The 13,341-nt window shown below is 53.4% G+C and carries 9 protein-coding genes; 5 read left to right on the plus strand and 4 right to left on the minus strand.

The window, feature by feature from the left end; translation table 11 throughout:
- Positions 1-52: 52 nt before the first annotated feature.
- The 4 genes from BMY01_RS07850 (at position 53) to BMY01_RS18770 (ending at position 6,120) form a co-directional block, all read left to right on the plus strand.
- Positions 53-1,081, plus strand: a complete 1,029-nt coding sequence (locus BMY01_RS07850; RefSeq protein ID WP_254772658.1) for a zinc-dependent alcohol dehydrogenase family protein — start codon at positions 53-55, stop codon at positions 1,079-1,081.
- A gap of 412 nt (positions 1,082-1,493) precedes the next feature.
- Entirely contained in the window at positions 1,494-3,680 is a 2,187-nt protein-coding gene (metG, locus tag BMY01_RS07855) for a methionine--tRNA ligase (protein ID WP_074746021.1), read from the plus strand.
- A gap of 926 nt (positions 3,681-4,606) precedes the next feature.
- On the plus strand, positions 4,607-5,935 hold the full coding sequence (locus BMY01_RS07860; RefSeq protein ID WP_139176797.1) for a tetratricopeptide repeat protein: 1,329 nt from the start codon (positions 4,607-4,609) through the stop codon (positions 5,933-5,935).
- Positions 5,872-6,120 carry a tetratricopeptide repeat protein gene (locus BMY01_RS18770; RefSeq protein WP_074745922.1) on the plus strand — a complete coding sequence of 83 codons (249 nt, stop codon included), beginning with the start codon at positions 5,872-5,874 and terminating at the stop codon, positions 6,118-6,120. Before BMY01_RS07860 ends, BMY01_RS18770 begins: the two co-directional genes overlap by 64 nt.
- Here BMY01_RS18770 and BMY01_RS07870 read toward each other — a convergent pair.
- The 4 genes from BMY01_RS07870 to BMY01_RS07885 all read right to left on the minus strand — a co-directional run bounded on the left by BMY01_RS07870 (position 6,103) and on the right by BMY01_RS07885 (position 12,610).
- Positions 6,103-7,218 (minus strand): IS4 family transposase, encoded by a 1,116-nt coding sequence (locus BMY01_RS07870; protein WP_217638630.1) that lies wholly within the window; start codon positions 7,216-7,218, stop codon positions 6,103-6,105. The genes BMY01_RS18770 and BMY01_RS07870 overlap by 18 nt on opposite strands.
- Before the next feature lie 252 nt (positions 7,219-7,470).
- Positions 7,471-10,599, minus strand: a complete 3,129-nt coding sequence (locus BMY01_RS07875) for an efflux RND transporter permease subunit (RefSeq protein WP_254772659.1) — start codon at positions 10,597-10,599, stop codon at positions 7,471-7,473.
- Between the two features lie 10 nt (positions 10,600-10,609).
- Positions 10,610-11,800 carry an efflux RND transporter periplasmic adaptor subunit gene (locus BMY01_RS07880; RefSeq protein ID WP_254772660.1) on the minus strand — a complete coding sequence of 397 codons (1,191 nt, stop codon included), beginning with the start codon at positions 11,798-11,800 and terminating at the stop codon, positions 10,610-10,612.
- Between the two features lie 123 nt (positions 11,801-11,923).
- Positions 11,924-12,610, minus strand: a complete 687-nt coding sequence (locus BMY01_RS07885; RefSeq protein WP_074704033.1) for an ABC transporter ATP-binding protein — start codon at positions 12,608-12,610, stop codon at positions 11,924-11,926.
- Between the two features lie 106 nt (positions 12,611-12,716).
- Between BMY01_RS07885 and BMY01_RS07890 the strand changes: the two genes are divergently transcribed.
- Positions 12,717-13,301, plus strand: a complete 585-nt coding sequence (locus BMY01_RS07890; protein ID WP_254772670.1) for an arylesterase — start codon at positions 12,717-12,719, stop codon at positions 13,299-13,301.
- The last annotated feature ends 40 nt before the right edge of the window (positions 13,302-13,341 follow it).

Below are 13,341 nucleotides of genomic sequence, written 5' to 3' on the forward strand. Positions count from 1 at the left end.
ATTGTAGGGACAGGTTCAGCATCCTGAGCTTTCTGTTTTTTTGAGAATGGCTATGCAAAACCAAAACGGCTTGATGCAGGCAATGGTGTTGGACGCCCCCCGAGAAAAGGTTCAGATGCGCTGTATCCCGCGCCCCCAGCCGGGTCCTGATCAGTTATTGATCGAGATTGCCGCCTGTGCAGTCTGCCGCACCGACCTGCACGTAGTGGATGGCGAATTGCCTCACCCGAAACTGCCTATTATCCCGGGGCATGAAATCGTTGGACGCGTAATTGCACGCGGAGCGGATGTTCGGGATTTCGCAGTGGGAGAAAGGATTGGTATTCCCTGGCTGGGCTGGACATGCGGGCATTGCCGCTATTGTCTCGATGGGCGGGAAAATCTGTGCCCGAATGCCAGATTCACCGGTTATCAGATCGACGGGGGTTATGCGGAATATACCGTCGCAGGCGCCCGCTATTGTTTTCGCATTCCGGACCGTTATAGCGACTCGGAAGCTGCTCCGTTGCTATGCGCGGGATTGATCAGCTACCGCGCACTCAAGATGACCGGCAATGCCGAGCGGGTAGGTATCTACGGCTTTGGCGCTGCGGCACACATTGTCGCTCAAATTCTGCATTACCAAGGGCGCAAACTTTTTGTATTTACACGCCCGGGTGATGCGACCGCGCAGGAATTCGCCCACAAGATGGGTGCAGTCTGGGCGGGCAGTTCGGATACGGTGCCCCCCGAAGAACTCGACGCGGCCATCATCTTTGCTCCGGTAGGAGCCCTTGTGCCTATCGCTCTGCGCGCTATTTGTCCCGGCGGAATCGTCGTCTGCGGGGGAATTCACATGAGTGACATTCCCGCTTTTCCTTATGACATCCTATGGCGCGAAAAACGTCTGGTTTCCGTTGCCAATCTTACCCGGCGGGACGCCGAGGAATTCTTAAAACTGGCACCGCAAGTGCCAATTTGCGTGACTACGGAATCCTTTCCACTCAGCGAGGCGAATACGGCTTTGACAAGGTTGGGGGAAGGAAAGCTGACAGGTGCTGCAGTGCTCATTCCGAAAAGAGGGGACGTTTCCCTCTCCTGAAGCGGAACAGGGTTCTGGGGTTATGCTGGGGGGGAGGATAGTGCCTCGAGTAGCAAGTATTGCTGCTCATACCGTCAGGCAACCCTTTGCCCCCTCCGCCTTAAACCTTCGTCCCCCTCGACCTGAAGCCTTCATCCTCTATGCGCCCCTGAGCCCTTCGTTCCCGCTCGTCCTGATCCGGAGTCTGTCGAGAGATCGAGTTCGACCCGTGCTCAGGACAGGCTTGTCGAAGACAGGAACGCCATCAGGATAAATCCGTCAAGGGCCACAGGTGCAAGGTAAACAGAAATGAGCCAGGGTGCTGGAAATCCGGGTGCTGAAAATCCTTTTCGTCAGCCCCAAAGACCGCAAGCCCCACAGTTTGTTACAATTATCATTTTGCATCATTCCGAACCCCTTTCTTAATCGCTTGATGAACAAACGGAAAATCCTCGTCACCTCGGCCCTGCCCTATGCCAACGGCAGCATCCATCTCGGCCATCTGGTGGAGTACATACAGACTGACATCTGGGTTCGTTTCCAGAAAATGCAAGAGCACGAGGTCCATTATGTTTGCGCGGACGACGCGCATGGCACGCCGATCATGCTTCGCGCAGAGCAGGAAAGCATCACTCCACGACAGCTGATAGACCGCGTATGGCATGAGCATAAGGCGGATTTCGATGGTTTCCATATTGGCTTCGACCACTATTACACTACCGATTCGCCTGAGAATCAGGCGTTTTGCGAAGATATCTACCGTCAGCTCAGGGCAAGGGATCTGATTGCCAAACGTTCGGTGGAACAGTTTTATGATCCGGTCAAGCAGATGTTTTTGCCGGATCGATACATCAAGGGCGAATGCCCAAGGTGTCATGCCGGCGACCAGTATGGAGATTCCTGTGAGGTTTGCGGAGCCACCTATTCGCCCACCGACCTGATCAGCCCCTACTCTGCCGTCTCCGGCGCCAAACCGGAGCGCCGCACTTCGAATCACTATTTCTTCAAACTCTCGGATGTGCGTTGCGAAACTTTCCTCAAAAACTGGATATTTGAATCGATTCCGGCTCAACCTGGCGTCGCTTTGGAAACGAGACCGCGACTTCAACCTGAAGCTGCCAATAAAATGAACGAGTGGCTTTCAGCGGGCCTCGTGGATTGGGATATCTCGCGTGATGCACCCTATTTCGGCTTCCCTATTCCACATACCGGCGGAAAGAAATTTTTCTATGTGTGGCTGGATGCGCCGGTCGGCTATTTCGGCAGCTTCAAGAATTACTTCAAGCAGAACCAGCGAACCCAGGCCGAGATCGATGAATTCCTGCGTCCTGGTGGCAATACGGAAATGGTGCATTTCATAGGGAAGGATATTCTCTACTTTCACGCCCTGTTCTGGCCGGCAATGCTGGAATTCTCGGGATATCGCACCCCTACTCAGATTTATGCTCACGGGTTTCTCACCGTCAACGGCCAGAAAATGTCCAAATCCCGGGGGACTTTCATTACCGCTGAGAGCTATCTGAAGCAATGTCTGAATCCGGAATGGTTGCGTTATTACTACGCTGCCAAACTCAACGACAGCATGGAGGATATCGATCTCAACTTCGAGGATTTTGTCGCGCGCGTGAACAGCGATCTGGTAGGGAAATATGTCAATATCGCCAGCAGATGCGCAGGGTTCATCATCAAAAAATTCGGTGGCGAGCTTACGCACAACATTTCGGAAGCAAGCCGGAAATGGTTCAATCAGTTTCTTTTTTGCGAACTGGGAGAGGGAGATACTTTCCTCGGTCGTCATATGTCCATTGCAAATTTCTATGAACGCAGGGAGTTCAGCAAAGCGATCAAGGAAATCATGTCGGCGGCGGATGTGGCCAACCAATATGTGGATCGGATGAAACCCTGGGTATTGGCGAAAGACAGCAGGAACGACAGGGAATTGCATGAAGTATGCAGCGTCGCGTTGAATATGTTCCGGATGCTGACGGTGTATCTGAAACCCGTGTTGCCGAAGCTTGCGATGGAAGCGGAGCAGTTCCTGGGATTGGATCCTCTTACATGGAAGGATGCAAATTCGCAGCACAGATTATTGCCGGAGGGACATCGGATCAACGATTACGAGCACTTGATGACCCGGATCGATCCGAAACAGATCGAAATGCTTACCAATGCAAACAAGGAAAGCCTGGCGCCCGCAGAGTCACAGCAGGCTGCACAAGCTGTAGAAACCATGGAAAAAAACTCTTCCGCCACACCTGCGCCTGCAAAAGCAGGAGAAGCAGGTCAAGCCAGTGCGTCGACCATCTCCATCGAGGATTTCGGCAAAATCGATCTCAGGGTCGCGAAAATCCTCGATGCGGAGCATGTGCCGGGCGCCGACAAGCTGCTCAAGCTCACCCTGGATATCGCATCCGAGCAGCGAACCGTATTTGCGGGCATAAAATCCGCCTATGATCCCGAGCAGCTCAAGGGACGCCTGACCATCATGGTTGCTAACTTGGCGCCGCGCAAGATGAAGTTCGGTGTATCCGAGGGAATGGTACTGGCGGCGGGAGACGGTGATGGTCCTTACCTGCTCTCTCCCGATGAAGGCGCCCGGCCGGGAATGAAAGTTAAATAACTCCGCTAGACAGTCTCATCCATTTACTGGGGCGGCGGCTCGGCAGTTATGCAAAGCTTGAAGTTCGGGTTACCTCCTGCGCCCTGCTCCCAGCAACCCGCCCCGTCAACCGCTCCGCATTCCGACGAATCGCAATTTTGCGACGCTCCGCCCGCACATTTTGCCGTGCAGGAAGCTCCGTCAGGATCGATTTTTAGCGTCAGGTCATTGGTTGGAGCAACTCCATTTCTTCTAAGTAATTCCTTCAGCGATTGAAGAGCGCGACGTGTAAGGCCTAATTTGGTATTTTTGAAAAGCTTCCAGCCTGTCTGTCGCCCCCCTGCAACGTCACGTCGCTCACCGCGTTCATGTAGCACAGGCGCTAGCCAGTAGTGCCAGTACACCCCCAAGGAAAAGTGAACGACTACGATGATGAATTTTCGTCATTATTGCGTCTCCTTTTGCTCTTGTTTAACAGCTTTAAAAGCCTGTGCGGAAACTGGTGCTCATCGTAAATTACTATTTAACAATTAGCAGAAACTCTGAAAAACGTAAGGAATGAGCAATTTCATGCGGTATGGATGCTTTCGATATCATACAGGTACGAATTGGAAAACTTCCTGAGAAGCTTTTAAGCCGGGAATGTCAATCCGTGTCGAAATCATGGTCCTATGAACCTTGATTTTATTTTCTTGCGTTTTCGTCAGAATGATGTATTTAGATAGTATGAAAGGTTGAATCAGGTTGAATTTGGGGCGAAATTCATCTGCTAGCGAAATGAAAGTTTACTCAACCGCAGGTGACGCATAAAGGGGAGGACCTCCACCGCGAGCTAAAATACTTCATCTCATTTTCCTCATCAATATAGGTTTTCCTGCTCTCTCAGAAAATAGGAGAAATTCGGGGCTTCTACTAGTTTGTTTTCTCAAGATCATATCGAAGCAAAGGTGGATAAAACCTACCAAAAAACTGGAGTTGGACAGAGAATTTCTTCATTCCGAAAACCTATTCGAGGTCTAGGATTAACTGTTTTGCTGCTTTTCGGCTTCAGTTCCCTTATCAAGCTCAAGCAAGCAGTTCGCGCCCAAGTAATTCCAGATCCTGTAGAAGTCCCCAGAGATAAAAAACCTATCAAAAAAAAATCATTTGCGAGAAGGATTTCATCCTGCTGCAAATTTATCTTTGATCTAATCAAAAAAACCTTATCTGCGAGACGGATTTCATGCTGCCGGAAAATTATCTTTGATCTAACCTTAATTGCTGGTTTGTCTTTTGGAATCTGGTCAGTGATCCATCAGGTGTGGCGACTCGAGGTTTTCTTAGATCCTATAGAGGTACCTGAGGATATTGCGAAATCAGGATATACGGGCATTGTTGTTGCCGAGAAGCTTGCGGATGCAGCGCTTAATATCCAGCATGAATTGCACGCGCAGAAAGCTTTTTCCTACCGCGGAGTCGAGCGCTCCTCTTCCGTCGAAGAGCCAGGTAAGACTTCCTTCACAGGGCGGGGTAAGAACATAAATCTGCAACAATTTGAAATAAGCGCCCGTATACAGGATATATCGGTACCCGGAACACAATTCTCAATGCGAACCATCTCACGATTTATTCGGCAAGAGCTTGGTTTGCTCGTTCATATTCGCGGTGACCTCGTGCATGAGAAAGGTGGCCTTGTTTTGACCTTGCGAAACATGTCCCCGGAGATACCACACGTGCGTATTCCTCAGCGAGTCGAGCGAGTCGAGCGAGTCGAGCGAGTCGAGCGAGTCGAGCAATTATTCGAAAAAGGGGGAGAGGCTCTGTGGCGGCTCACGAACCCGTTAGTTCTTGCCCAATACAGGTATCACAAATTAGCGTCTTCCACGGATCAGGAGAAAGAGTATCGCGAATCTGTGGAGATCTTTGAGTATTGCTTAAATCATCCATCGAAGACAGGTGATTCCCCAATCCACGTCCTTTGGGGCGACTCTCTCCTAGTAATGAAGCAACCCGAGAAAGCAATCAAACAGTATAAAAAGGCCATTGATATCAAGGAGAAGTATGCACCCGCCTATAATGGATTGGGCAATGCTCTCCTAGACCTCAAGTGTCCCGAAGAAGCAATCGAACAGTATGAAAAGGCCATCAAGCACGATTCGAAATTCGGCCAAGCCTACTACAACTTAGGGAACGTTCTCCTAGACCTCGGGCGTCGAAAGGATGCGATCAAACAGTGGCCATCGATATCAAGGAGAAGTATGCACCCGCCTATAATGGATGGGGCAATGCTCTCCTAAACCTCAATCGGCCCGAAGAAGCAATCGAACAGTATGAAAAGGCTATCTATATCGATAAAGAGTATGTTCCGGCCTATAACGGATGGGGCAATGCTCTCCAAAAACTGAATCGACCTGAAGAGGCGAAAGAGAAATTTCGCGAGGCGACTGATCTCACTGGATGTAAATTATTCCGGCCCTATTGATTCGAGGAAATGGTGCGGACCGTGGGAGACGGTGAAGGCCCTCATCTGCTCTCTCCCGATGAAGGTGCACGTCCCGGAATGAAGGTGAAATAACGAGGATGGATTCCTGGACTTGGCGGACTTAGCGAAGTGTGCGCTGGCCGGTTGGTTTTTTCCGGCAACGCCGATACACCAGAGCAGGAAGGCAGCCAATGCGGCGATCAACAGCAAGTTCGTGCGGCGCTGCTGGCCAATGCGATTGGCGTGGGCCACGCCCAAGCCATAGCGATAGTTTTTGCTGTCGCGAAAGCCTTCTTCGATTTGCATCCGCGCTTGGTACAGCTTCATGATCTGCCTGGCGGTGAACGCTTGCAGCGAGAGGGAGGCCACCAGCAGCCAAGGTTCTTTTTCGCGCCTGGCTTGTTTCTTACTGTGGTGTGACTGACTCTGGCGGCCCGATTGGTTGCACCGCTGCCGCCCTTTTTTGGGTTGCCGCACCAAAACGAGAAAAGCTTGCAGCGGCTGCCGCCGCACCCACTGAACCGTGCCCAGGTCAGCGGGTTTGGTGGTGGCTTTCGCATACAGCGACGTTGCACTGAACCATGCACCGGCGGGATTCTGCCAACTGATAAAATCACGATTCCGGATACGCCCCACCCAGTGCCAGCCCAGTGTGTGTTCGACGTAACGATAGAACGGCACACGAAACCCGGAATCCGCTACGATGATCGGATGACTCGCCAGCGGCAGCATGGTTTTGAGTGTTGCTAAAAAGTCCTGTTGGACTCTGCGATTGCCCAGTTTGGAGCGGGGATACACTTCCTCATACAATGTCAGTGCCCGGCCTCTCACCGGTAACGATGCACGTAATACGTGATGCTCCTGGTCAGCGCGCAAGGGTGACCAGTCGATGAGAATAATGGGGTGGGACAACCCCTGTACCAGCCATCGAGTCAGTGCAGTATAAAGACTCCAGCGTTCCTGATAGAGCCGGGTGTTGCCGATCAAACGATCCATGCGCTTGATCTTGTGTTTGACGAAAGCCGCACTGGAAAGGCTGCGGCCTAAGGACGTGATCGATACCTGAGCGCCGCATAAGACCGCGCCGACAGCAGCCATTAATGTTTGCAGGCGGGTACGGTGGATGGACGGTACCGCTTTTTGAGGGTGTTTGTGTAATATCGCGACAGAGTGCATGGGACCTCCTGAAAAGTATGTATTCAGGAAAAAGTTTCATGCACTCGCAGTTTCAGATTAAGTGTATATCATAAGCCCTTGCCATATAAAAATATTTTATGGGGATAGCTCAGAGTCGGACCCCATTGATTCCTTGTGACCTCACCGCCATGGATCACGAGATAAGGATACGATCTACGCCCGCTGTCCCGCCAGGTCCCCCGTCTCGAGCTTCAATGGTCCTTTGCCGGAATATCGGTCCAGGTATAGATAGATCACCGGTGTGATGAACAAGGTGATCACCTGAGAAAACAGTAGCCCACCTACCACGGCAAGGCCCAGCGGCTGGCGCAATTCCGCGCCTGCTCCCAATCCCAGAGCGATAGGAAGCGCGCCCATCAGGGCCGCCAGAGTGGTCATCATGATTGGCCGGAATCGCAGCAGGCAAGCGGTCCTGATCGCTTCCTGAGGTGTCATCCCTTCGTTGCGCTGGGCATCGAGCGCGAAATCGATCATCATGATGGCGTTCTTTTTAACTATGCCGATCAGCATAAGGATGCCGATCATGGCGATGATCGAGAGTTCCATATTGAACAGCCATAGCATTCCCAAAGCTCCAACCGCAGCCGATGGCAATCCTGAAAGGATCGTGACGGGATGGATATAGCTTTCATACAGCACACCCAGCAAAACATAGATGACCAGCAACGCGCCGATGATGAGTATCACCTGGCTTGCCTGTGAGGACTGGAATGCCGCGGCATCGCCCGCATAGCTCGTGAGAATGCTGGCGGGGACATTCAGTTCACGCTTGAACTTCTCTATTCGGACAGAGGCTTCCCCCAGCGCGGCCCCGGGCGCGAGATTGAACGAGATGGTCAACGACTCGAGCTGACCGGAGTGGTTGATCGCAAGGGGTCCCACCTGCCGTTCAACCGATGCAACGCTGGAGAGTGGCACCAGCATGCCGTTCTTGCCACGCAGGTAGATTTTATCGAACGCACTCTCGTCAGCGCGGTCCTCCGAGGCTACCTGCAGGATAACCGGATAACTGTCGCTGGAGGTATAGATCGTCGACACCTGGCGCTCACCAAACGCGCTGTACAACAGAGAACGGATATCGGACATCTGCACGCCCAGCAGATTGACTTTGTCACGATTGATATTGAGTTGCGCCTGCAGGCCCTTCAACTGGGAATCGCTGGTGACATCGCGGAATATTGGATCGGCACGCATGCGCGCCATCAGACCCTCTGCCGCACCGCGCAATTCCTCCGCGCGCACACTGCGCATGACATACTGATAACGGCTCTTGCTGGTGCGCCCTCCCAGCCTGAGATTCTGAATGGGATTGATGAAAACGTTGACGCCGGGAATAGCGCTGACCTCGCGCCGCAAATCTTCCATTACCTTGTTGAGAGGGGGACGTTCGCTCCGCGGCTTCAAGGTCATGAACAACCGCGCGCTATTGCTTTCGGTCGCATTGACGATGAGTGTGTCAACAGCTGGATTGGCGCGCATGATTTCCCCCGTTCGCTGCAATAATTCCGTCATGGCCGGAAAGGAAATATCTTCAACCGCATCCACCGTGATCAGCGCCTGTCCGATATCCTCCGTAGGGAAAAAACCTTTGGGCAAGACCACGAACAAGCCTGCCGTGGCAATGAAGGTGCCCATGGCAATGCCGAGCACGGTGCGGCGATGACGCAATGCGAGATCGAGGAAGCGTTCATAGACTCCCAGGGTACGGATGAATCCCCGCTCGAACCAGGCAGTCCACTTCAGACTTCTGCCCTCGGGCTCGTGCTGGACGATATACCGACTTGTCATCACGGGCACCAGCGTGAGCGAGACAAGCGCCGACATCATGATGGCGATGCCCACTACTCCTGCAAACTCGTGAAAAAGCAGGCCGATTACTCCGGGCATGAAAAAAATCGGGATGAAGACGGCCACCAGCGAGAGGGAAATCGACATGATGGTAAAACTCACCTCTTTCGACCCCACCAGAGCCGCTTGCAAGGGCGGCATCCCCTCCTCGATATGACGAACGATATTTTCCAGCATTACAATGGCATCATCCACGACTAGGCCGACCGCAAGCGTGATTGCCAGCAGCGAAATATTGTCCAGGCTGTAATCGAGCAGATACATCATCGCTACGGTTCCAAGCAGCGAGATCGGCAGCGACAGCGCCGGAATCAGCGTGGCGGAAGCCTTCCGCAGGAACAGGAAAATCACAAGCAGAACGAGTACGATCGTTACCGCCAGCGTGACCTGCACATCATGAATCGAGTCGCGAATCGAAACCGAGCGGTCGCTGGTCAGCTTGAGTTGCACCGATGAAGGCATTTGCGCGACCAGCGTCGGCAGGGCAGCTTTTATGGCATCCACGGTCGCCACCGTATTCGCGCCCGGCTGGCGCTGCACCGACAAGGTTATTGCCCGCTCGCCATTGGCCCAGCTTGCGGTCTTGACCGACTGAACGCTGTCTTCAACTTCCGCTACTTCCGAGAGGCGCACGGGGTTGCCTGCGTCAGAGGTCGCCACGATCAGATCCGCGAAGGCTGCCGCGTTTCCGAGCTGGCGGTTGGCCTGAATGGTAAGAGTCTGGCGCGGACCCTCGAGAGTGCCGATCGGCGTGTTGGCGTTGGCAGTCCCCAGCGCAGTGGCAATATCGTCCAGCGTCAAATTGCGGACAGCAAGCGCTTCCGCATTGACATGGATACGTACGGCGTATTTTTTCTGGCCGTTGATCTGGACCTGCGCAACGCCCGACAGCGTTGACAAAGTGGGAGCAATCAGGTCTTCGGCAAGACTGTTCAGTTCCGACAGCGACATCGAAGGCGATGTCAGCGTAAGGAAGAGGATGGGCGAATCCGCAGGATTGATCTTGCGATACGAGGGTGGCGACGTCATCTCAATCGGGAGAGCGCGCTCGGCTCGCAGCAAGGCCGCCTGTACGTCAATTGCCGCGCTGTCGATATCCCGTCTCTGGTCGAATTCCAGGGTAATCGCGGTATTGCCAAGCGTGCTGGTGGAGCTGATTACCGAAAGACCGGAGATCGTCGAGAATTGTCGCTCCAGTGGCGTGGCCACAGAGGAAGCCATTGTCTCGGGACTGGCACCCGGCAATACCGCTGCCACCGAAATGGTGGGCGAGTCATAACTGGGAAGGGCAGCAATAGGCAAATTACCGTAAGCCATAATGCCGGCGAGAATAGCCGAGGCTGATAACAGCACCGTCATGATGGGACGGCGAATACACAGTTCCGAGAGATTCATCGCGCTGACTTCATGCGGGTTGCAGATCGGTCCTGCCAAAACAATTTGCTCATCCGGAGTTTCTACCCGCTGGCCCGGCACCGGTCTTGATGGAACTCGCCTCCGTTACGGCGCTGCCCGGACGGAGATTCTGCGCCCCCTCCGCCACCACATGCATCCCGGAAGTAATAGCCTTTCCCTCTACTACCGCAAACCCTTCCTGTACCAGGCGCACCTCGACCGAAAAAGGCTTTACCTTTCCGGTTTCGTCCAGTACATACAGGAATTTTCCTTCCGGTCCATTCTGCACGGCCTGCACCGGCACCGTCAGGGCATGGATCAAAGTTTGGGGCGCGAGCGACACCATGACAAACATGCCTGGCCACAGGTGCCTGTCCGCATTGGGAAACTCTGCCTTGAGACGAATTGTACCGCTTGCCGTATCGACGGTATTATCGATGAATATCAGACGGCCGGTTCTTGTCTGTTTTTGTGGCCCATTCAGTTCGACGGTTACCAGCACCTCGCCTTTCGCAAAAGCCTGCTGCAAAGGTATGAACTCGCGTTCCGGCAAAGTGAAGCTGACGTTGATCGGATCGATCTGGGTAATACTCACCAAAGCATCGTTGGGCTGCACCAGGCTGCCCTGATATACCGAAATGGCGCCCGAACGACCAGAGATCGGGGCAGTGATTTCGCTGAAACCGCGGGCGATTCGATTCGCCTGAGCTGTAGCCTCATCGACCGTAAGCTGGGCGCGCAGCGCATCCACCTGATTCTCCGCCACATCCAGGGCCGCCTGCGAAATAAAACCCTGCCGGAACAGTTCCCGCTGGCGTTCAAGATTACGTTCCGCATTTCTCAGATCGGCGCGTGACTTCGCCAGTTGCCCCTCTGTTCTGCGCACATTGGCATCCTCGGTGCGAGCGTCGAGCGTGAAAAGCGGCTCGCCCTTTCGAACGAATTGACCTTCCCTGATATGCACGGCGCTGATCATTGCGCTCAACTGGGGTCGCACGGCCACCGTCTGCTGCGCAGACACGGTACCGTTGGCAGCGAGTTGCACCGGTACATTCTGTTGGTTGATGACCGCTGTTATTACCGGCGTAGGTTCCGAAGTCTTCTTCTTCGCCTCGGTCGCTCCACTCGGGTTACGCCACACCCAGACCCCTGCTATCAGGGCAGCGAGTATAAGACCAAGGATTGTGACTCTCAGGCGCCGGACAGGCGTAACCCTTTTTATTTCAGAAATAGCTTCCATCAGGGAGACTTAGCCGAATGCGATCGAATTATGATCCGGAAAGGGAGAGGAGCATACCAAGAAGTACAGCGGGAAGCACCGTCTTATCAATTGCCCGCACCGTGAAGATACTTCTCGGCTTCTTCAATCCACGATTATTCCTCCGGCAAGCCGTATTCTCTCTGCACAACGGCTGGAGATGGCTTCATCGTGTGTTACCAGAATGAGCGTTGTCCCGCGCTCGCGGTTCAGTTCAAACATGAGCTCTATGATTTGGGCGCCCGTCGCAGAATCAAGGTTGCCTGTCGGTTCATCTGCCAATACCAGTCGAGGCTGGGTAACAAAGGCGCGCGCGATGGCGACGCGCTGCTGCTCTCCTCCTGAGAGTTGGCGCGGATAATGCTTTAGACGCTGTCCAAGCCCCACTCGTTCAAGCAATTCGCGCGATGCGCTGCCTGCGTCCGATATATTTGCAAGCTCCAGGGGCAACATCACGTTTTCGATCGCAGTGAGCGCCGGCAACAGTTGAAATGACTGGAAGACAAATCCCAGCATGCGTCCGCGAAGTGCGGCCCGGGCATCCTCGTCCAACAGAAAAATATCCTCGCCATCGAGGTGAACCTTACCGCTCGAAGGCGTATCTAATCCTGCTAACAACCCCAACAATGTCGACTTTCCTGAACCCGACGCTCCTACTACGGCGACGGAATCGCCAGCATTAACGCTTAAATTGATGTTCTCCAGAATGGTGAGTTGTTCGTCGCCGGTATTCACTTGCTTGGTCAATCCAATCGCCTGCACGATGGGCCGTACTACAACATTATCTGTCATGAAAAATTTCCTGGTTATTCTCTATCTGGTATCGGCATTCTTTACCCCCTCTTTGGGCGCAACCGTGGGGCCGGCGCCTGCACCCACCTCCGGAACCACGACCGTTATGGTATTCGGCGACAGTTTATCTGCCGGTTATGGCTTGCCTCCGGATGCAGGCTGGGTCAATCTGCTCAAGAACCGGCTGCAAACCCAATCACAGACATATCTGATCAATAACAGCATCAGTGGCGAAACCGCATGGGGAGGACGTAACCGGATCGAGAAAGCGCTCAAGACCCATCGTCCTGACATCGTCATTGTCGAGTTGGGAGGTAATGATGGGCTGAGAGGAGCATCCATCGGATCCATCCGGGACAATCTCGAAGCCATCATTGAAGCCTGCAAGCGGAACAATGCCACTGTACTGTTGGCCGGAATGCAATTGCCGCCAAATTATGGCATAACATATACTCAAAAGTTTCAGGATATTTACCCTCAACTCGCCAAACGCCACGACATCAAACTCGTGCCGTTCCTCCTGGATGGCTTCGGTAACAAACGCGAATTTTTTCAGGCAGATGGAATACATCCCACCGCTCGGGCCCAGGAAAAAATCGTGGAAAATGTCTGGAAAGTGTTGAAAACGATGCTCGCGGCTCCCCAGAAATCTTCACCACCGCTTGCTTACGATTCTCCGGGTGCGCGGTGAAGCCACCGGTTGGAATCCGCTTGCCTGCGGAGTTTGTCGC

This window comes from Nitrosospira multiformis (assembly GCF_900110185.1).
Classification (GTDB): domain Bacteria; phylum Pseudomonadota; class Gammaproteobacteria; order Burkholderiales; family Nitrosomonadaceae; genus Nitrosospira; species Nitrosospira multiformis_A.

Bases quoted from the DNA above. Each gene is read 5' to 3' on its own strand.
- BMY01_RS07850 (WP_254772658.1), top strand. From the start codon at position 53: ATGCAAAACCAAAACGGCTTGATGCAGGCAATGGTGTTGGACGCCCCC.
- metG (WP_074746021.1), top strand. From the start codon at position 1,494: ATGAACAAACGGAAAATCCTCGTCACCTCGGCCCTGCCCTATGCCAAC.
- BMY01_RS07870 (WP_217638630.1), bottom strand. From the start codon at position 7,218: ATGGCTGCTGTCGGCGCGGTCTTATGCGGCGCTCAGGTATCGATCACG.
- BMY01_RS07880 (WP_254772660.1), bottom strand. From the start codon at position 11,800: ATGGAAGCTATTTCTGAAATAAAAAGGGTTACGCCTGTCCGGCGCCTG.
- BMY01_RS07885 (WP_074704033.1), bottom strand. From the start codon at position 12,610: ATGACAGATAATGTTGTAGTACGGCCCATCGTGCAGGCGATTGGATTG.
- BMY01_RS07890 (WP_254772670.1), top strand. From the start codon at position 12,717: ATGGTATTCGGCGACAGTTTATCTGCCGGTTATGGCTTGCCTCCGGAT.